Here is an 18,463-nt window from a genome sequence, read left to right as displayed (position 1 = left end):
CGCTGGCGGGTTCCTCGGCGGTCATGCGACGCGGAGGTTGGCCGGGTCGATGGCCTCGCGGGTGCGGTCGCCCAGCAGCCGCACGATGCCCGCGCTCGCCAGCAGGAGGAGGGCGACAGCGGCGGGGCCGACGACGACCAACGGCCACGCATCGGTGCTGGCAGCAGGTTCCCCGCCGGCCGTCAGGGCGCCGAAGCCGAGTCCTCCGACGAGCAGGCCGGAGACGAGCGGCGCGACCGTCGCCGCCCTCAGGCGCCGCCGTTGCAGGGCCTGCACCAGGGCCAGGTCGGCGCCGACGGCAGCCATGGCGGCCAGTCCTCGTCGGTTGGTGAGCAGGTCGTCGACAGCCGCCAGGGCGATCGTCGCAAGCCCGGCCAGGCCGGCCAGCCCGGCCGCGACGGCAGCCAGGACGATCCCGACGAGGTGACCGTCCGAGCCGAGGTCGGTGGCCTGGCGCACGGTGTTGCCCAGGACGACGGTGGCGACACCCGCGGTCAAACCGGCACCGAGCAGGACTCCGGCCGCTCGTCCCGCAGGTCCGGCGAGGGCGCGCAACCCGCCGGCGGCGAGGAGGTCCGTCGTCCCGCCGCGGCGGCTCATCCTCCTGGCCTTGGCCCGCGCCCAGGAGGCCCCGCTGGCGAGGGCGACCAGCAGCAGCGACGTCACGGCGACCGACATGAGGGCGACCTGCAGCTGCCGGTCACCCCGGCCCAACTGGGGGAGGACCACGATGCCGGCGAGCGCGACGATCGACAGCGCCAGCCACCACCAGCCGCTGAGCGGACGTCGGTGCCGCCGGGTGGCCGTGCGGGCGCCGGCGGCGGCGGCGAGTGCCGCGGACGCGGCCACCACGCACACCCAGGCAGTCAGGTCCGCGGGCGCCAGGGAGGGCAGCAGGCGGCTGGTGGCCGGCTGGACGGGTCCGAGGAGGAACCACAGCAGCAGGTAGACCGGCCCGGCGAGCAGTCCGCCGACCGCGCCGGCGACGGCGGCCTCGACCGTGCCCAGTCGACGCAGGTCGCCTGGCGTCGCACCGACCGTGCTGAGCGCGTGGTCGCGGCGCTGGCGCCGGGCGCTGCCGGAGGAGACGGCCTGCCAGGCCAGCACCAGCGCGGTGGCGGCGACCAGCAGCACCGCGGTGGCCACCCCGATCCGGGTCTCGGCGCTGGTCACGATGCCGGCGTACCGGGAGTCGTAGGTGACCGAGTAGCGCTCGGTGCTGCCCCTGGGTGGGAGCGCGAAGGCCGGCACGCGGAACAGGGCCACGGTGACCAGGACCAGTCCACCGGCGGCGGCGGTGCCCGCCGCGACCAGGGCTGCTCTGGTCCGGGACGCCCGCACGTGCGGGGCCGCCAGCAGCCAGAGGGTCGCCGGCTTCATGACAGGGCCACCTGGTGGGCGATGGTGCCGCGGCGCAGTCGGATCTCGCGGTCGGCGCGCGCGGCGACCGCGTTGTCGTGGCTGACCAGGACCACCGATCCGCCGGCCTGCACCGTGGTGTTCACCAGCAGGTCCAGCAGCGCCCGGCCACTGGTGGCGTCCAGGCTCGCGGTCGGTTCGTCAGCCAGCAGCAGCCGCGGACCGGCGACCAGCGCGCGGGCCCCGGCAGCCAGCTGGGCCTGCCCGCCGGACAGGTCCGCGGGCAACGTGTCCGGTGCGACGTCCAGTCCGACGCGTTCCAGCCAGCCGTCAGCCGCGGCCCGGGCATCGGCCGGCCGGTGGCCTCCCAGCAGCAAGGGCAGCGCGACGTTGTCGCGCACCGACAGGTCGGGGACCAGCTGCCCGAACTGCAGGACGAGGCCGATCTCACGGCGCCGGAACCGGGCGCGGGAGGCATCGTCCGCCCCGGCCAGGTCCGTGCCGGCGACCGTGATGCGGCCCGACTGGGCGCGCAGCACGCCGGCGGCGAGCATCAGCAGGGTCGACTTCCCGCATCCGCTGGGCCCGGTGACGGCGACGACCTCACCGGGCTCGACGGTCATCGACACGTCGCTGAGCGCCTGGGTCCGGCCGTAGGCGTGGCTGACACCGGACAGTTCCACCGTGCTCATGCGGGCTCCCTCTCATCGGGACGAACGGTCGGCTGGTCATCAGGGGACGGCAGGAGTTCGGTGGCCAGTTCCAGCCAACGCAGATCGGCGTCGAGGTGGGCGATGAGGTGCTCACGGACCAGCCGTTCGGCCGGCCCCGCACCGGGCGGGGTGGCCTGCAGATCACGGATGCGGCGCAGGTGAGCAGCCCGTTGGCGGGCGACGAACCCGGCGACGTCGATGCCGGTGTGCAGGACCGACACGGTCTTGCGGACGATCTCCTCGGCACCGGCACCGGTCGGCGCGGCAGGCTCGGCGAGCCAGGCGCGCAACCGCACCGCCCCGTCGGCGGTCAGCGCGTACACCGTCCGCTCGGGGCCCCCGTCCACGCGGGTCTCCACGACCTCGGCCAGTCCGTCGCGCTGCAACCGCGCCAACGTCGCGTACACCTGGCCATAGGGGAGTGGACGGGTGTCGGGGAACCAGGAGTCGTGCTCCTGCTTGATGTCGTACCCGTGCCGCGGGGCGCCCGCGAGCAGGGCCAGGTGCAGCTCGGTCAACGACATGTGCCGTGTCTACACCACCTGTACACACTTTGTGAATAGCGGCGCGCACGCCAGCTCATGGACCGCGGATCGCTAGTGCTGGAGTGCGATCCAGTACCGCCTGGTGCGCCCCCACTCGGTGTCCCGGACGTCCTCCAGGAGCCCGCCGAGCCGTTCGACGACGCGCGCCGACGCGGCGTTGGCGTCCGCGCAGGCGAGGAGGACCCGGTCGAGTCCCTCCGCCTTCGCCGTCGACAGGACTTCGCCCAGCGCCCAGGTCGCGAGACCACGCCGCCGAGCCGAGGGACGGATGCCGTACCCGACCTGGCCGCCCACCCGGAGCACGAAGTCGTTCAGGTCATGACGCAGTGCGACACCGCCGAGCACGGCGTCTCCCTCGACCAGCCACCAGTGGGTCGTGCGAACCCGCCCGGCAACCGGCGGGGAGGCCGCTTCCGACTCCGTCCGCAGACGTCGCACCCAGGCCGCGAACCCGTCCGCGGTCTCGACCTCGTCATCGGCGTGCAGACCGAACCCGTCCTCGTGCACGCCGGGCCCCCAGTCGTCGCGCGCCTCCAGCCACGCGGTGTGCAGCGTGGTCGTCGGCTCGATCAGGCGGGGCACGTCATGTCACATCGACGAGGGTCAGTTCGCCATGTCGACGAAGCGGCTGTAGTGGCCCTGGAAGGCGACGGTGACGTTCGCGGTGGGGCCGTTGCGGTGCTTGACCAGCATGATGTCGGCCTCGCCGGCCCGCGGGGACTCCTTCTCGTACATGTCCTCGCGGTGGATCATCATCACCATGTCGGCGTCCTGCTCGATCGAGCCGGACTCACGGAGGTCCGACAGCATCGGCTTCTTGTCCTGACGCTGCTCCGACCCGCGGTTCAGCTGGCTCATCGCGATGACCGGGAGCTCGAGCTCCTTCGCCAGCAGCTTCAGCGCACGGGAGAACTCCGAGACCTCCTGCTGGCGGCTCTCGACCTTCTTGCCCGAGGTCATCAGCTGCAGGTAGTCGATGACGATGAGCTTGAGGTCGTTGCGCTGCTTGAGCCGCCGCGCCTTCGCCCGGATCTCCATCATCGTCATGTTCGGTGAGTCGTCGATGTAGAGCGGCGCATCGGCGATCTCGCCCATCCGGCGGGCCAGCTTCGACCAGTCCTCGTCCGACAGCGTGCCGGCGCGCATGTGGTGCAGCGGGACCTTCGCCTCCGCCGACAGCAGACGCATGGTGATCTCGTGCTTGCTCATCTCGAGGGAGAAGATCGCCGCGGGCATGTGGTGCTTCACCGTGGCCGACCGCGCGATGTCCAGCCCCAGCGTGCTCTTGCCGACACCGGGGCGGGCGGCGATGACGACCATCTGGCCCGACTGCAGGCCGTTGGTGAGCTCGTCGAGGTCGCGGATCCCGGTCGGGACACCGCGCGCCGTGCCACCCCGGGAGGCGATCGCGTCGAGCTCGTCCATCGTCGGCTGCAGGACGTCGGCCAGGCGGGAGTAGTCCTCGCTCATCCGCTTCTCGGTGACGTCGTAGATCTCCTGCTGGGCGCGGTCGACGATGTCGTCGACGTCGCCCTTGCCACCGGCGGCGCCGTAGCCGAGCTGCACGACCCGGGTACCGGCCTCGACCAGCCGCCGCAGCACCGCCTGCTCGGCGACGATCGCCGCGTAGTACCCGGCGTTCGCCGCGGTGGGGGTGGAGGCGATGAGCGTGTGCAGGTAGACCGCGCCGCCCATCTTGGACAGCTGGTCGGTGCGGTTCAGCTCCGCGGCGACGGTGATCGCGTCGGCGGGCTCACCCCGCCCGTACAGGTCGAGGATGACGTCGAAGACGACCTGGTGCGCCGGGCGGTAGAAGTCGGGGCCGGCCAGGACCTCCACCACGTCGGCGATCGCGTCCTTGCTCATCAGCATGCCGCCGAGCACCGACTGTTCGGCAGCGACGTCCTGAGGGGGCTGCCGGTCGTACTCCGGAGCCGTGACCCTCGGCCTGCTGATGTCGTCGACGACCGCCACGCTGATGTCCTCCTCGTCCCGCGCCCACCCAGACCTGGAGGCCTGCCTGCGGCGCGCCCTGCTCTCACTGCCGTTCGAACTGCTGTTCGCACAACAGCTACCACCGAGCGCCGACAGTTCGCGCCCGGCGGTAGCTGGGGTGACGTTAGGAACCGGGGAGGGGGCGCGTCCAACACCGCTGTGCACGCCGATCTGCACAACTTGTGGACAAGTCGGTGGATGGAGGCGGTCACCGTGTGGAGACCGTGGTGGAACCGGGGACGTCGTGTCCCCGTCACCCCCTCGTCACCTGCACGGGGGCCTGTCCCGGGGTGTGGACGGAAGAAATCCGGCAACTTCCCGCAGAACTCGCGGTCCGGGCGTGTCGGCGGATCCCCGCAGGTCACACGCGTAACGGCCGGGCGACCTCCTTCGGTCGCCCCGGACGCCGGCGGTCGCCGAGGGCCCCAGGGCCGCCGGCGATGCCGTTCACCTGCCGTCCACGGTCGGGTCCGCTCCCGTGTCGACACGGGAGTGCCTCGACCGGGCCCCGGGAACGCCACGAGGGGCGCCGGACCGGAGTCCGACGCCCCTCGTGGGCAGTGCTGTGGAAAGGCGGCCTCGATCAGCCGGCGACGACGTCCAGGGTGACCGGGACGGAGACCTCCGGGTGGACCCGCACCGTGACGGTGTGGGTGCCGAGGCTCTTGATGCTGCTGGGCAGCTCGATCCGGCGACGGTCGAGCTCCGGGCCGCCAGCAGCGGTGACCGCAGCGGCGACGTCGGCGGTGGTGATGCGACCGAACAGGCGGCCGCCGTCACCCGAGCGGGCCGGCAACGTGACGGTCAGCTTCGAGAGCTGACCGGCGACCGTCTGGGCCTCCTCGAGCGAACGCACGTCGCGGGCAGCCCGCGCCCGGCGCAGGCTGTTGACCTGCTTCTCGGCACCACGGGTGGCCAGCATGGCCAGCCCGCGGGGCAGGAGGTAGTTGCGGGCGTACCCGCCCTTGACCTCGACGGTGTCGCCGGAGGAACCGAGGCCGGTGACCTCCTGCGTCAGGATCAGCTTCATGGTGCTCATGATCAGCGCGCCGTGGAGGTGTAGGGCAGCAGTGCCATCTCGCGGCTGTTCTTCACGGCCACGGCGACGTCACGCTGGTGCTGGCTGCAGTTGCCGCTGACGCGGCGGGCACGGATCTTGCCGCGGTCGGAGATGAACTTCCGCAGCAGGGTCGTGTCCTTGTAGTCGATGTAGGTCGCCTTGTCCTTGCAGAACTGGCAGACCTTCTTCTTGATCTTGCGGGGGGGAGGCTTGGGCACTGGGTTCTCCAGAGATCAGTACAGAGGGGGGATCAGAAAGGCGGTTCGTCGGACGACGCCGGCGGGGTGGACCAGGGGTCGCTCGCTCCGCCACCGGAGAAGCCACCACCACCGCCACCGCTGCCACCGCTGTTGCCGCCGCCGCCGCCGAACCCGCCGCCGCCACCCTCGCTGCGCGCAGCGCGGGTGACCTTGGCGGTGGCGTACCGCAGAGAGGGGCCGATCTCGTCGACCTCCAGCTCGATGACGGTGCGCTTCTCGCCTTCCTTCGTGTCGAAGGACCGCTGCTTGAGCCGGCCCGACACGATGACCCGCGAACCGCGGGTGAGCGACTCGGCGACGTTCTCCGCCGCCTGGCGCCAGACGTTGCACCGGAGGAACAGCGCCTCGCCGTCCTTCCACTCCTGCGACTGACGGTCGAAGGTGCGGGGGGTCGAGGCCACGGTGAAGTTGGCGACGGCGGCGCCGGACGGGGTGAACCGCAGCTCCGGGTCGGCCGTCAGGTTCCCGATGACGGTGATGACGGTCTCGCCGGCCATGGTCAGTGAGCCTCGGGGCGCATCAGCTTGGTGCGCAGGATGGACTCGTTGAGGTTCAGCTGACGGTCCAGCTCGGCGACGGCGGCCGGCTCGGCCTGGATGTCGACGATCGCGTAGATGCCCTCGGCGTTCTTGTCGATCTCGTAGGCCAGCCGACGGCGGCCCCAGATCTCCGTCTTGACGGTGCCACCGGAGTTGGTGACGACGGTCAGGAAACGATCCAGGCTGGGAGCGATGGTCCGCTCCTCGAGCTCAGGGTCGAGGATGATCATCAGTTCGTAGTTACGCACGGAGAACCCCACCTCCTCTGGTCTCAGCGGCCGCAGGGTGTCTGCAGCAGGAGGGTCGTACATGCGTCGCGCGCCCGGACCTGCAGGAGGCAGGAGAGGACGCGCACCGGCCAGGCTACCAGTGCACGCCACCCACCGTGTCCGCGCGGCGGGTGGGCCTACTCTGCTGCGGGTGGCTGAGCAGCTGATCGGCGTGCACGTCGGACCGGGTCTGACCGAGGAGAACGAGCTGGCCGACGGCGGCCCGCTGGCCCGCGCGGCCGAGCTGGACGCCGACGCGGTGCAGGTCTTCCTGGCCGACCCGCAGGGCTGGAAGGCGCCCAGGCCACGGCCGGACGCCGAGGCGCTGCTCGGCTCCGACGTCGCCGTCTTCGTGCACGCCCCCTACGTGCTCAACGTCGCCTCGACCAACAACCGGATCCGCATCCCCAGCCGCAAGCTGCTCGGCCAGCACGCCCAGGCGTCGGCCGCCGTCGGTGCGCGGGGCATGGTCGTGCACGGCGGGCACGTGCTGGCGAAGGACGACCCGGCGGCCGGGGCCGACAACTGGCGCAAGACCTTCGCCCGGCAGGCCGACGAGGGCGGCTTCGGCGTCCCGGTGCTGATCGAGAACACCGCGGGCGGGGACAACGCGATGGCCCGTGACCTCGACGCCGTCGCCCGGTTGTGGGAGGCGGTGGGGGAGTTCGGGGCGGGGTTCGTGCTGGACACCTGCCACGCCTGGGCCGCCGGCTGGGACCTGTCCCGGGTGGTGGACGACGTCCGGGCGATCACCGGCCGGATCGACCTGGTGCACCTGAACAACAGCCGCGACCCCGCCGGTTCCGGCCGCGACCGGCACGCACCGCTGACCGCCGGGGAGATCCCGCTGGAGCTGCTGGTCGGCGTGGCCCGCACCGCCGGCGCCCCCGTCGTCCTGGAGACCCCGGGTGACACCGCCGGTCACGCCGAGGAGATCGCCCTGCTGCGCGAGGCGCTCGCGGGCTGAGCCCGGCCCATCGGCCTGGGGAGCACCCACCGGTCGGGGGCACCGTCGAGGGGGCCGCCGGCGGGGTCGTCGGTGCCCGGCCAGCTGCGGCGCACCAGGTCCCGGTCCGGTGACCAGACCTCCCGCACGACCAGTGCCATCAGCACGAGGACGGCGACGTCCCGCACCACCACCGCGAGGTAGAACCACTCCACGCCGACGCCGTTGTCGTCGGCACCCAGGTAATACAGCATGGTCATCACCCAGACCAGCACCTCGGTGGCCTGCCAGAGCAACAGGGAACGCCAGCGCGGCCGGGCGAGCACCGCGAGCGGCAGCAGCCACAGCGAGAACTGCGGGCTCCACACCTTGTTCAGCAGCAGGAAGGCCGCGACCAGCAGGAACGCCAACTGGGGGAGTCGCGGGCGCAGCGGGGCGGCCAGGGCCAGCCAGGAGACCGCGGCGGCCGACAGCAGCAGCACCACCGCGACGGTCGCGTTGAGCACCGACGGCGTCTGCCCCTCGGCGAGCGGGCCGTCCAGGATCCGGTCGTCGGTCAGGTACAGGGCGATCGCCCAGATGCTCTCCGGGTTCGCCGGCCGGACGTCGCTGAAGGTGAAGAACCGGGCCCAGTTCTCCCGCGCGACGAGGGCCACCGGCAGGTTCACCGCCAGCCAGGCCAGCCCGGCGGCCACGGTCGCCGACAGCCAGGCCCGCAGCCGGCCGGCGCGCAGGCACAGCACGAACAGCACGCCCAGGACGATCACCGGGTAGAGCTTCGCCGAGACCCCCAGCCCGATCAGCACGCCGGCCAGCACCGGGTTCCGGCGCGCCCACGCCCACATCCCGAGGGTGGTCAGCGCGATGGCCAGCAGGTCCCAGTTGGTGAAGGCGTGCACCAGCAGCAGCGGTGACAGCGCGACCATCGCGGCGTCCCAGGGCCGGCGCCCGGCCAGGCCCAGGACGCCCCGGGTCACCAGCAGCGCCAGCAGCGCCAGCAGCAGACAGGTGACGACGTAGAAGCTCGCCACCGGCGCGGCGGAGATGCCCCCCGCGAGATCGTCCCAGGCGCGCGCGATCACCGCGGCGCCCTGGATCGACGCACCGATGAGCACCGGGTACTCGACGGCGGAGTCCAGGTAGGGCACCTGCCCGTCGCCCACCCCGTGGGTGAAGAACAGCGGGATGGGATCGCTGTAGCAGAAGTGGGTGTACTGCTTGCTGCCCGACCAGTCGCCACCGGCGCAGGGCGCCTGCTTGACCCAGGCCAGGCCGAGCACGACGACGGTGAACAGCAGGCACACCCGCAGCGGCGTCCAGAACCGGGCCCGCCCGGTGACGGCGTGCCGACCCCAGGGACCGCCCACCGCCTCGCTGGCCTGGATCGCCACCGGATCGGTCCAGGTCGGCACGATCCGGTCCGGCTCCGGCGGCGCAGACACCTCGGGCCCGCCCCCCAGCCGATCGGCTGGAACGGACGGGCCCGTCGGTGTCGCACTCACCGGGTCAGTCTGCCTGCTGCCCCGGTCAGCCGTTCGGCGTCGGGGCGGGCGGTGCCGTCGTCGTCGGTGCCGACGACGGAGGGACCGGCGGCGTCGAGGTGACCGGTGCCTCCTCCACCTCGGGCGCCTGGGTGGTCACCGGAGCCGGAGCGCTGCTCGGCGTCCGGCTGGGCGCCGGAGCCTGGCGGGTGACCGGCGCCGGTTGCGGTGCCGGTGCCTCGCTCCGGGTGGGGGCAGGGGCCTCCCGCGTCGGCTCCGGAACGCCCTTGTCCGGATCCCCCTTGATCAGCGACTTGGACGGGAGCGGCTCCTCGGGGGTGCCGGCGAGCACGGCGTCCATGAACTGCTGCCAGATCTCCCCCGGCAGCCCGGAGCCGTAGACGATGTTCCCCCGGGAGTTGACGATCGGCTCGATGCCCTTCGTCCCGACCCACACCGCGGTGGAGATCGACGGCGTGTAGCCGACCATCCAGGCGTCGGAGTTGTCGGTCCGGTTCGCGCCCTGGGTGCCGGTCTTCGCCGCCACCGGCCGGTCGCCGTCCAGCGACAGGTCGGAGCTCTCGGCCACGTCGGTCAGGGCGAAGGTGACGTCGTTGGCCACTTCCGCCGACAACGCCTGCGTCGACGCGGTCGTCCCGGTGCCCAGCACCGTGCCGGCGCTGTCGGCGACCGAGGCGACGAAGTGCGTCGCGTGCTGCACCCCGCCGGCGGCGAAGGTGGCGAAGCCGGCGGCCTGCTGGATCGGCCGGACCGGGTACTCCCCGATACCGATCGAGCCACCGGTGGTGTGGGTCTCCGGGATGCTGAGGCTTTCGAAGCCGGTCAGGTCCTCGGGCACCGTGGGGTCGTCCCGGTCCTGGTCCCAGATCTTCGGGATCCCGGCGACCTGCCGGGCCGTCTCGGCGACCACCTCCGGGCCGACCTCGTAGGCCAGGCCATAGAACGTGGTGTTCAGCGACCTGGTCATCGCCTCCTTCAGCGTGCAGTTGCCGCACTGCGCGTTGCCGGAGTTGACCACCGGCAGCCCGGGCCGGTCGGGGAACTCCTGCGGAGAGCTGCCGTCGCGGCGGGTGCCGACGCTGTAGCCGTTCTGCAGTGCGGCGGCCAGGGTGTACGGCTTGAACGACGAGCCCGGCGCCTTGAGCGCCTGGGCGTAGTCGGTGGTGTCGACCGCCGGGTCCTCGCTGCTGCTCAGGTCGTTGCCGTAGTAGGCCAGCACGCCGCCGGTCGTCGGGTCGACCGCGACCAGCGCCTCCCGGAGGTTCGCCGGCTCGCCGGCCATCACGTCGTTCACCGCGGCGACCGCGGCGTCCTGCTTGGCCTTGTCCACCGTCGTGGTGATCCGGAGACCGGCGGAGTAGATGTCGTCCCGGGTGTAGCTGAACGGCTGCTGCTCCAGCTCGGCGAGGACCTGGCGCACGATCAGCCCCTCCGGGCCGGCCGGGATGCCGGAGCTGCTGCCGGTGTTGGGCAGCACCGCCGGGTAGACGGCGGCCTCCCGCGCTGCGGCGTCCAGCCAGCCCTGCTCCACCATCGCGTCCAGCACCAGGCCCCAGCGGTCCTTCGCGCCCTCCGGGTTGGTCTCCGGGTCGTTCGCGCTGGGGTTGCGGATGAGCACGGCGAGCACCGCACCCTGCTCGGGGGTGAGCTCTGCGGCCGACACCCCGAAGTAGGTGTTCGCCGCCGCCTCGATGCCGTAGGCCCCGCGACCGAAGTAGATGGTGTTCAGGTAGTTCTCGAGGATCTGCTCCTTCGAGTACTCGTTGTCCAGCTTGACCGCGAGGAAGAGCTCCTTGAACTTGCGGCTGAACGTCTGGTCGGAGGTCAGGAAGGCGTTCTTCACGTACTGCTGGGTGATGGTGGAGCCACCCTGGGTCGAGCCGCCGGTCAGGTTGTTCCACGCCGCGCGCACGATGCCGGTGAAGGAGATGCCCGGGTCGGTGTAGAACGCCCGGTTCTCCGCGGCCAGCACGGCGTTCTGGGCCGGCTCCGAGATCTCCGCGAGGGAGACGTTCGTCCGGTTCTCGTTGCCCAGCCGGGCCATCTCGGTGACGCCGTCGGCGTAGTACACGACGGTCGTCTGGTCGGTCTGCACCGATTCCGGCGTGGGCACCTCGGTCGTGGCGTAGACCACGCCCACGAAGACGCCCAGCAGCACCAGCATGCTCAGGAACGCCCCGGCGAGCACCTTCAGCACGCGCCGACGCTTCTGCTTCGCACCCTTCTTCTTGCCACCACCGGGCGGCCGGCTGCTGCCACCGGGCCGCCGCCCACCGGTCGGGGGCTTCACCGGCGGACGACCACCGCCACTGCCCCCACCGGACCGGGCCGCCGGACGCCCACCACCGTCACGGGACGCCGTCGGCCGGGCCCGGGCAGCGGGTGGGCGGCGGGCGCCAGCAGCACCGCTGCTGCCGGAGCCGGCGCGGGCCCGGGCCGGCGGGGGACGGCGGACCGAGCCGGCACCGGGGGTGACGCGGGCGGTCTCGTCGTGGGGAGGCACGCGGTGGGCCCCTTCCTGCAGGTCGTGGGTGCTCAGCCGCCGGGGTGCAGGCGGTCCTGGGCGTCCAGGGTGACGTCTTCAGCTGTGTGTCGACTGGGAGCGCATCAGCGCTGCCCGGCGGGACGCCGCCCGGCGGCGGTCCTCGCGGGGTCCGCGTCGCGGCGACCCAGCGCGTCGTCCAGCACCGGCCGACGTCCGGGCACGGCCGCCAATGTACGCACTGAGCAGGGCTTCATGGCCGCTGCGGAGATCGACATGGGGCTGGTGAGGCGCCCGTGGCCGGGCTCTCCGACTTGCGGGCAGTGCAGCGGTCGGATGTATCGTGCCGATACATCGATCCGGTGAACGCCGGCAGACCTGGAGGTGGCGCCGTGCTCGAGTTCGCCATCCTGGGCCTGCTGCAGCAGTCGCCCATGCACGGCTACGAGCTGCGCAAGGAGCTGGCCGCCGTCCTCGGTGGGCTCCGTTCGATCTCCTACGGGTCGCTCTACCCCGCCCTCAAGCGGCTGCAGGCCGCCGGCCTGATCGCCAGCGACGACCCGACCCCGCGCTCCCTCCTCCCCGCCGACGCCCCGGCGCTCACCGGCCGGCGCGGCAAGGTCGTCTACGCGATCACCGCCGAGGGCAAGGAGCGCTTCGCCGACCTGGTCAGCCAGACCGGGCCCGAGGCCTACGACGACGAGGGCCGGTTCGGCGTCCACCTCGCCTTCTTCCGGCACACCGCCGCCGACGTGCGGCTGCGCATCCTGGAGGGCCGACGGCGCACCGTCGAGCGCCAGCGCGACCGGCTCATGGACTCGCTGCGCCGCACCCAGGAGAAGCTCGACCGCTACACCCTCGAGCTGCAGCGGCACGGCCTGGACTCGGTCGACCGTGAGGTCCGGTGGCTCACCGAGCTCATCGACAGCGAGCGCGACGACGCCCGCGCCGAGGCCGCCCGGGCGGGGCAACCACCCACCCAGCCGCCACCACCCAACGACGTCCCCACCTGAACCACCGCACCGCCAGCACCACAGCACGCACATCGGTCCACCGCACATCGTCCGGACCCGGTCGGGTCCGTCGGAGGGAGTCAGCTCATGGCATCGGTCAAGGTCGCCATCGTCGGCGTCGGCAACTGCGCCGCATCGCTCGTCCAGGGCGTCGAGTACTACCGCGACGCCGACGAGACCGCATCGGTCCCCGGCCTCATGCACGTCCGGTTCGGCGACTACCACGTCTCCGACATCGAGTTCGTCGCCGCGTTCGACGTCGACGCCAAGAAGGTCGGCCGCGACCTCTCCGAGGCGATCGTCGCCAGCGAGAACAACACCATCAAGATCGCTGACGTGCCGCCACTGGGCGTGACCGTGCAGCGCGGCACCACCCTCGACGGGCTGGGCAAGTACTACCGCGAGATCGTCGAGGAGTCCGACGAGAAGCCGGTCGACATGGCCGCCGCCCTCCGGGAGTCCGGCGCCGACGTCGTCGTCTGCTACCTCCCGGTCGGCTCCCAGCAGGCCGCGGAGCACTACGCCCAGGCCGCGATCGACGCCGGCGTCGCCTTCGTCAACGCGCTGCCGGTCTTCCTGGCCGGCACCAAGGAGTGGGCGGACAAGTTCACCGCCGCCGGGGTGCCGATCGTCGGTGACGACATCAAGAGCCAGGTCGGCGCCACCATCACCCACCGGGTGCTGGCCAAGCTGTTCGAGGACCGCGGCGTGCAGCTGGACCGCACCATGCAGCTCAACGTCGGCGGCAACATGGACTTCAAGAACATGCTCGAGCGCGAGCGCCTGGAGTCCAAGAAGATCTCCAAGACCCAGTCGGTCACCAGCCAGGTCGACCGGGACATGGGCAAGGGCAACGTGCACATCGGCCCGTCGGACCACGTGCCGTGGCTGTCGGACCGCAAGTGGGCCTACGTCCGCCTGGAGGGCCGCGCGTTCGGCGACGTCCCGCTGAACCTGGAGTACAAGCTCGAGGTCTGGGACTCCCCGAACTCGGCCGGCATCATCATCGACGCCGTCCGGGCCGCGAAGATCGCCAAGGACCGCGGCATCGGCGGGCCGATCCTGTCCGCGTCGTCGTACTTCATGAAGAGCCCGCCCGTGCAGTACAGCGACAGCGAGGCCCGGGACGCCGTCGAGGCCTTCATCCGCGGGGACGTCGAGCGCTGACAGCAGGAGCACTGGACAGCCCGCACCCCTCACCGGGTGCGGGCCGTTCCGCGTCCGGGGCCGACATCGGCTCCTAGTGTTGACGGCATGCCGCTGCGTCGCCCGCCCCTGCTCGTGCCCTCCCTGCTGGTGGTGCTGGCCCTGCTCGCCGGGTGCGGGGACGACGAGACCGCCGAGCGCGTCCCCGGCGACCCGGTGAGCTCCGCGGAGGCCGAGGTCCTCGGTCAGGTCCTCTACGCCGGCCGCGAGGAGGGTGGCGCCGACTTCGAGGCGACCGCCCCCTACGCCGAGGGCGCCGTCCTGACGCTCACCGGCGAGATCGACTTCACCGAGGGGACGGGCCGGGCGCAAGCCGTCACCAGCTACGCCGACGGGCGTCCTGAGGACACCCGCACCCTCTTCTTCACCGGCGAGGACCTGTGGCAGGGCGACGTGCCGGGGCTGGCCGAGGAGCTCGAGGAGGCCGGCCTGCCACCCGCCACGTACGTGCGCCGGCCGATCGCCACCACGCAGGCCGGCGGCACGGCCTCGCTGCTGGACGTGCTGGTCCAGATGGTGCCCAGGCTCGCGTCCACGACGGCGGACGACCCGGAGTCCTTCGCCGGCTACACCTGGGCGGGGAGCCGGTCGATCAACGGGGAGCTCGCCTCGGTCTTCCAGAACCCCACCGGGACGACGATCGCCGTGGCCGCCGACAGCGAGCTGCTGGTGCAGTACGCCACCACGCTGCAGGACGTGCCCGTCACCATCACCCTGGCCGACCACGGCGAGCGGGACATCACGCTCCCGGCCGACGGCGACACGGTGAGCCTCACGGAGCACCCGGAGATCGCCGGAGCCCTGGGCCTCTGACCGGCAGGAGCTGGAGACAGAGCAGGAGGGGGCGGCCTCTTCCCCAGGTCGCCCCCTCCTGCGGGCTCATTCCTACCAGGTCCTGGCCGCCACCGGGAGTCGACACGCGGGCATGTCGGTCAGGCGCCCGCGTCAGTTGGCGGAGGGATCCGCCGTGGCGGTGGAGAGCACGCCCAGCCGGCCCGACTGGCGGCGCAGCACCGATCGCCACAGCTCGGGCCCCGAGGCGCCGGTCAGCACGTCGCCCGGGATCCCGGCGACGCAGGCCCAGGCGCCCTCGGCGAGCTCACCGGCCAGCTGCCCGGCCGACCACCCGGCATAGCCGGCGAACACCCGCAGGCCGCCGATCTCGCCGTCCAGCTCTGCCGGGTCGCTGTCCAGGTCGACCAGGTGGACCGCCCCGGCGACCACACGGAGCCCGCTGTCGGCCGGCAGTGGCTCGCTGCCCCGGCGGGTGGCCAGGCACAGGGCGGTGTCGGCCTCGCAGGGGCCGCCCACGTGGAAGACGCCCGGCTCGACGGCCAGCTCGGACCACCCGGGCAGCACGTCACCGATCCGGACCTCGCTCGGCCGCCCGAGCACGACGCCGATGGTGCCGGTGTCGGAGTGGTCCAGGACGTAGACGACCGCACCGGCGAAGGTCGGGTCGGTCAGGGTCGGCATCGCGACCAGCAGGCAGCCCGGCCGGACGTCGTCCAGCGAGCCGATCGACAGCGCCGGGACGCCGGTACGCCTGCCCCGCCCCGCAGCCTTGCCGGCTGTGGGGCGACGCTCGGGGTCGGGTGGCGAGGGCACCGGGTTCATCGCCTCCAGTGTGCATCAGGGACGGGGCGGAGGGGTGGCTGATCCGTCCGCCTCCTGACCGCCCGCAGGCGACGTAGTGTGGCTGGGATGCAGCAGGCGCCCACGACCGTGCGTCACCTCCTGCTGCGTGGTGACTTCCGTCGGCTGCTGGCCACCCGGCTGTCCTCCCAGTTCGGTGACGGCGTCTTCCAGGCCGCCCTGGCCGGCACGGTGCTGTTCAACCCCCAGCAGGCCACCGACCCGATCGACGTGGCCGCCGGGTTCGCCGTCCTGCTGCTGCCGTACTCGCTGGTCGGTCCGTTCGCCGGGGTGTGGCTGGACCGCTGGAGCCGCCGGCAGGTGCTGCTGGTCGCCAACGTGGTGCGCGCCGTCCTCGTGGTCGTGGTCGCCGCGCTGATCCTCCTGGGGGTCCAGGGCCCCGGGTTCTACGTCGCCGGCCTGCTGGTGTTCTCGGTCAACCGCTTCGTCCTGTCCGCCCTCTCCGCCGGGCTGCCGCACACCACCGATGCACCGTCGCTGGTCTCGGCCAACGCGCTGTCCACGACGTCCGGCGCGGTGGCGGCCGTGCTCGGCGGCGGGGTGGCCATCGGCGCGACGGCGCTGACCGGGTCCGCGAGCGGCGGCTACGCCGGCCTGGCCCTGGCCTCGGCGGTGCCCTACCTGGTGGCCTCCGCCATCGTCGCCCGCTTCTCCCGCGACCACCTGGGCCCCGACCACCTGACCCTGGCCGCCACGGTCAGCGCCCGGGACGTGCTGCACGGGATGGTGGCCGGCGCCCGGCACATGCTGGCGCACCCCCCGGCGACGGCGATCCTGTCGGTGATGGCGGTGCACCGGCTGATGTACGGGCTGCTGACCCTCATGACGTTGCTGCTCTACCGCAACTCCTTCGCCGAGGACACCGGGCTCTTCCCGGGCGGGCTGGCCGGCCTGGGCCAGGTCCTGGCGGCCGGCGCGGCCGGCACCCTGCTGGCTGCCGCGGTGACCCCGTGGGCGGTGCGCCGGTGGGGCAAGGCGGCCTGGGTGTGCGGCCTGCTGGTGCTCGGCGGCACCGGCCAGTTGGCGCTGGGTGGGGTGTTCCGGCCGGCGGCGATCGTGGCCGCCGTCCTCGTGCTGGGGTTCGTCGCCCAGGGCATCAAGATCTGTGTCGACACCACGCTGCAGGAGGCGGTGGACGACGACTTCCGCGGCCGGGTCTTCTCCGTCTACGACACCCTCTTCAACGTCACCTTCGTGGTGGCCCTGCTGGCCGGTGCGTTCCTGATGCCGGCCTCGGGGGTCAGCTGGGCGCTGCTGATCGGGGTCGCCGCCGGCTACCTGCTCACCGCCGTGGCGTTCAGCCGCTGGGCGCGGGCCGAGGCCCGCCGCACCGACGACGCCCCGCTGGCCCTGCGGGTGTCGCTGACCTAGCCGCGGGCCCGCCACCAGGCGAGCAGCTCGGCCTCGGCCTCCTCCGGCTCCAGCGGACCCCGCTCCAGCCGCAGGTCCTTGAGGAAGCGCCACGCCTCGCCGACCTCGCGCCCCGGCGGGATGTCCAGCAGCTCCATGATCCGGTTGCCGTCCAGGTCCGGCCGCACCCGGGCCAGGTCCTCCAGTTTCGACAGCTCGGTGATCCGCTGTTCCAGCGAGTCGTAGGTCGCCGACAGTGCGGCCGCCCGCCGCCGGTTGCGGGTGGTGCAGTCGGACCGGACCAGCTTGTGCAGCCGCGGCAGCAGGTCACCGGCATCGGTGACGTACCGGCGGACGGCGGAGTCGGTCCACTCCCCGCTGCCGTACCCGTGGAAGCGCAGGTGCAGGAAGGTCAGCCGGGACACCGCCTCGACGACGTCCTTCGGGTACTTCAGCGCGAGCAGCCGCTTGCGCACCAGCTTGGCGCCGACCACCTCGTGGTGGTGGAAGGAGACCCGGCCGCGCGGCTCGTGCCGGCGGGTGGCCGGCTTGCCGATGTCGTGCAGCAGCGCCGCCAGCCGCAGCACCAGGTCGGGGGACTCGACGTCCTCCCCGGCCTGCGCCGCGGCCTTCTCCAGCGCGATCGCCTGGTCCAGCACGGTCAGCGAGTGGACGTAGACGTCCTTGTGCTGGTGGTGCTCGTCGATCTCCATCCGCAGCGCGGCGAGCTCGGGCAGGACGACGTCGGCCAGCCCGGTGGAGACGAACAGGTCCAGCGCCGGGCCGGGAGCGTCGTTCAGCAGCGTGCGGGAGAACTCGTGCTGCACCCGTTCGGCGGTGATCCGGCCGAGCTCGGGGGCGAGGGCGGTCATCGCCTCGACCACCTCGTCGTCCGGGGTCAGCTCCAGCTGGGCGACGAAGCGGACCGCGCGCAGCATCCGCAGCGGGTCGTCGGCGAAGGAGTCGACCGCCCGGCCGGGGGTGCGCAGCCGCCGGGCCAGCAGGTCGCCCAGCCCGCCGAAGGGGTCGGTGACCGTGCGGTCCGGCCCCAGCGAGACCGCCATCGCGTTGACGGTGAAGTCGCGGCGGGCCAGGTCGTCGGTGAGCGAGGTGCCCCAGGCGACCTCCGGGTTGCGGGACTCCCGGTCGTAGCGGTCGGCCCGGAACGTGGTGATCTCCACCCGCTCACCGCGCACCTCGGCGCCGACGGTGCCGAAGGCGATCCCGGTGTTCCACGTGGAACTGGCCCAGCCCCGCAGCACCTCCAGGGTCTGCTCCGGCCGCGCATCGGTGGTCAGGTCCAGGTCGCCGGTGGGCAGGAGCCGTCCGGTCCCGGCCGCCAGGAGGGCGTCGCGCACCGAACCGCCCACGAGGTGCACCTCGTGACCGGCGGCGGTGAACCGCTCGCCCAGGGCGACCAGCACGGGGGAGACCTCGACGAGCTCCCGCACCGTCTGCTGCACCGCCGCGGGGACGGGCTCGGGTGGCGAGGTCGGGCCGGAGGGGGCGCGACGCGACGGGTCGGTTGACACGACGGTCGAGGGTAGTGCCGTGCCGCGCGCTACCCT

At 72.5% G+C, this 18,463-nt stretch carries 18 protein-coding genes; 5 read left to right on the top strand and 13 right to left on the bottom strand.

Annotation, left to right across the window (positions count from 1 at the left end; genetic code table 11):
* Positions 1 to 21 precede the first annotated feature (21 nt).
* The 9 genes from O2W16_RS05060 to rpsF all read right to left on the bottom strand — a co-directional run bounded on the left by O2W16_RS05060 (position 22) and on the right by rpsF (position 6,719).
* Complete coding sequence (locus O2W16_RS05060; RefSeq protein ID WP_269157713.1) at positions 22 to 1,380, bottom strand: hypothetical protein; 1,359 nt, start codon at positions 1,378 to 1,380, stop codon at positions 22 to 24.
* A complete protein-coding gene (locus tag O2W16_RS05055) occupies positions 1,377 to 2,051 on the bottom strand; it encodes an ABC transporter ATP-binding protein (RefSeq protein WP_269157712.1) in 675 nt (224 codons plus the stop codon). Before O2W16_RS05055 ends, O2W16_RS05060 begins: the two co-directional genes overlap by 4 nt.
* Positions 2,048 to 2,596, bottom strand: a complete 549-nt coding sequence (locus tag O2W16_RS05050) for a PadR family transcriptional regulator (RefSeq protein ID WP_269157711.1) — start codon at positions 2,594 to 2,596, stop codon at positions 2,048 to 2,050. The genes O2W16_RS05055 and O2W16_RS05050 overlap by 4 nt, the downstream gene beginning before the upstream one ends.
* Before the next feature lie 72 nt (positions 2,597 to 2,668).
* A complete protein-coding gene (locus O2W16_RS05045; RefSeq protein WP_269157710.1) occupies positions 2,669 to 3,199 on the bottom strand; it encodes a GNAT family N-acetyltransferase in 531 nt (176 codons plus the stop codon).
* A gap of 21 nt (positions 3,200 to 3,220) precedes the next feature.
* Positions 3,221 to 4,591, bottom strand: coding sequence for a replicative DNA helicase (dnaB, locus tag O2W16_RS05040; RefSeq protein ID WP_036333037.1), 1,371 nt, complete (start codon positions 4,589 to 4,591; stop codon positions 3,221 to 3,223).
* 604 nt (positions 4,592 to 5,195) lie between these two features.
* Positions 5,196 to 5,642, bottom strand: coding sequence for a 50S ribosomal protein L9 (gene rplI / locus O2W16_RS05035; RefSeq protein WP_269157709.1), 447 nt, complete (start codon positions 5,640 to 5,642; stop codon positions 5,196 to 5,198).
* 11 nt (positions 5,643 to 5,653) lie between these two features.
* Positions 5,654 to 5,890: a 30S ribosomal protein S18 gene (gene rpsR, locus O2W16_RS05030; RefSeq protein ID WP_036333041.1), complete on the bottom strand. Its 237-nt coding sequence runs from the start codon at positions 5,888 to 5,890 to the stop codon at positions 5,654 to 5,656.
* Positions 5,891 to 5,922: 32 nt separating this feature from the next.
* Positions 5,923 to 6,429, bottom strand: coding sequence for a single-stranded DNA-binding protein (locus tag O2W16_RS05025; protein WP_269157708.1), 507 nt, complete (start codon positions 6,427 to 6,429; stop codon positions 5,923 to 5,925).
* 2 nt (positions 6,430 to 6,431) lie between these two features.
* A complete protein-coding gene (rpsF, locus tag O2W16_RS05020; RefSeq protein WP_269157707.1) occupies positions 6,432 to 6,719 on the bottom strand; it encodes a 30S ribosomal protein S6 in 288 nt (95 codons plus the stop codon).
* A 172-nt stretch (positions 6,720 to 6,891) separates the two neighbouring features.
* On the opposite strand from rpsF, the gene O2W16_RS05015 reads away from it, so the two are divergent.
* Positions 6,892 to 7,707 (top strand): deoxyribonuclease IV, encoded by an 816-nt coding sequence (locus tag O2W16_RS05015; protein ID WP_269157706.1) that lies wholly within the window; start codon positions 6,892 to 6,894, stop codon positions 7,705 to 7,707.
* Here the strand turns inward: O2W16_RS05015 and O2W16_RS05010 are convergent.
* A complete protein-coding gene (locus O2W16_RS05010; RefSeq protein ID WP_269157705.1) occupies positions 7,662 to 9,098 on the bottom strand; it encodes a glycosyltransferase family 87 protein in 1,437 nt (478 codons plus the stop codon). The genes O2W16_RS05015 and O2W16_RS05010 overlap by 46 nt on opposite strands.
* A 115-nt stretch (positions 9,099 to 9,213) precedes the next feature.
* Positions 9,214 to 11,478, bottom strand: coding sequence for a transglycosylase domain-containing protein (locus O2W16_RS05005; protein ID WP_269157704.1), 2,265 nt, complete (start codon positions 11,476 to 11,478; stop codon positions 9,214 to 9,216).
* Between the two features lie 584 nt (positions 11,479 to 12,062).
* Between O2W16_RS05005 and O2W16_RS05000 the strand changes: the two genes are divergently transcribed.
* The 3 genes from O2W16_RS05000 (at position 12,063) to O2W16_RS04990 (ending at position 14,702) form a co-directional block, all read left to right on the top strand.
* Positions 12,063 to 12,683 carry a PadR family transcriptional regulator gene (locus O2W16_RS05000; RefSeq protein WP_269157703.1) on the top strand — a complete coding sequence of 207 codons (621 nt, stop codon included), beginning with the start codon at positions 12,063 to 12,065 and terminating at the stop codon, positions 12,681 to 12,683.
* 87 nt (positions 12,684 to 12,770) lie between these two features.
* On the top strand, positions 12,771 to 13,850 hold the full coding sequence (locus O2W16_RS04995) for an inositol-3-phosphate synthase (protein ID WP_269157702.1): 1,080 nt from the start codon (positions 12,771 to 12,773) through the stop codon (positions 13,848 to 13,850).
* 87 nt (positions 13,851 to 13,937) lie between these two features.
* Positions 13,938 to 14,702, top strand: coding sequence for a hypothetical protein (locus tag O2W16_RS04990; RefSeq protein WP_269157701.1), 765 nt, complete (start codon positions 13,938 to 13,940; stop codon positions 14,700 to 14,702).
* 132 nt (positions 14,703 to 14,834) lie between these two features.
* Here O2W16_RS04990 and O2W16_RS04985 read toward each other — a convergent pair whose 3' ends face one another.
* Positions 14,835 to 15,506 (bottom strand): YqgE/AlgH family protein, encoded by a 672-nt coding sequence (locus O2W16_RS04985; protein WP_269157700.1) that lies wholly within the window; start codon positions 15,504 to 15,506, stop codon positions 14,835 to 14,837.
* 87 nt (positions 15,507 to 15,593) lie between these two features.
* Here O2W16_RS04985 and O2W16_RS04980 point away from each other — a divergent pair, with 87 nt between their 5' ends.
* Positions 15,594 to 16,916, top strand: a complete 1,323-nt coding sequence (locus O2W16_RS04980; protein WP_269157699.1) for an MFS transporter — start codon at positions 15,594 to 15,596, stop codon at positions 16,914 to 16,916.
* Here O2W16_RS04980 and O2W16_RS04975 read toward each other — a convergent pair.
* Positions 16,913 to 18,427 (bottom strand): CCA tRNA nucleotidyltransferase, encoded by a 1,515-nt coding sequence (locus O2W16_RS04975; protein ID WP_269157698.1) that lies wholly within the window; start codon positions 18,425 to 18,427, stop codon positions 16,913 to 16,915. The two genes, O2W16_RS04980 and O2W16_RS04975, sit on opposite strands and share 4 nt — an antisense overlap.
* Between the last annotated feature and the right edge of the window lie 36 nt (positions 18,428 to 18,463).

It is taken from the genome of Modestobacter sp. VKM Ac-2984, from assembly GCF_026967985.1.
GTDB lineage: Bacteria > Actinomycetota > Actinomycetes > Mycobacteriales > Geodermatophilaceae > Modestobacter.
This window is presented reverse-complemented; position numbering and strand designations above follow the sequence as displayed.

What these genes read in the sequence shown, in the direction of transcription:
- O2W16_RS04990 (WP_269157701.1), top strand. Translation starts at nt 13,938, where the DNA reads ATGCCGCTGCGTCGCCCGCCCCTGCTCGTGCCCTCCCTGCTGGTGGTG.
- O2W16_RS04995 (WP_269157702.1), top strand. Translation starts at nt 12,771, where the DNA reads ATGGCATCGGTCAAGGTCGCCATCGTCGGCGTCGGCAACTGCGCCGCA.
- O2W16_RS05060 (WP_269157713.1), bottom strand. Translation starts at nt 1,380, where the DNA reads ATGAAGCCGGCGACCCTCTGGCTGCTGGCGGCCCCGCACGTGCGGGCG.
- O2W16_RS05050 (WP_269157711.1), bottom strand. Translation starts at nt 2,596, where the DNA reads ATGTCGTTGACCGAGCTGCACCTGGCCCTGCTCGCGGGCGCCCCGCGG.
- O2W16_RS04985 (WP_269157700.1), bottom strand. Translation starts at nt 15,506, where the DNA reads ATGAACCCGGTGCCCTCGCCACCCGACCCCGAGCGTCGCCCCACAGCC.
- O2W16_RS04980 (WP_269157699.1), top strand. Translation starts at nt 15,594, where the DNA reads ATGCAGCAGGCGCCCACGACCGTGCGTCACCTCCTGCTGCGTGGTGAC.
- rplI (WP_269157709.1), bottom strand. Translation starts at nt 5,642, where the DNA reads ATGAAGCTGATCCTGACGCAGGAGGTCACCGGCCTCGGTTCCTCCGGC.
- O2W16_RS05055 (WP_269157712.1), bottom strand. Translation starts at nt 2,051, where the DNA reads ATGAGCACGGTGGAACTGTCCGGTGTCAGCCACGCCTACGGCCGGACC.
- O2W16_RS05025 (WP_269157708.1), bottom strand. Translation starts at nt 6,429, where the DNA reads ATGGCCGGCGAGACCGTCATCACCGTCATCGGGAACCTGACGGCCGAC.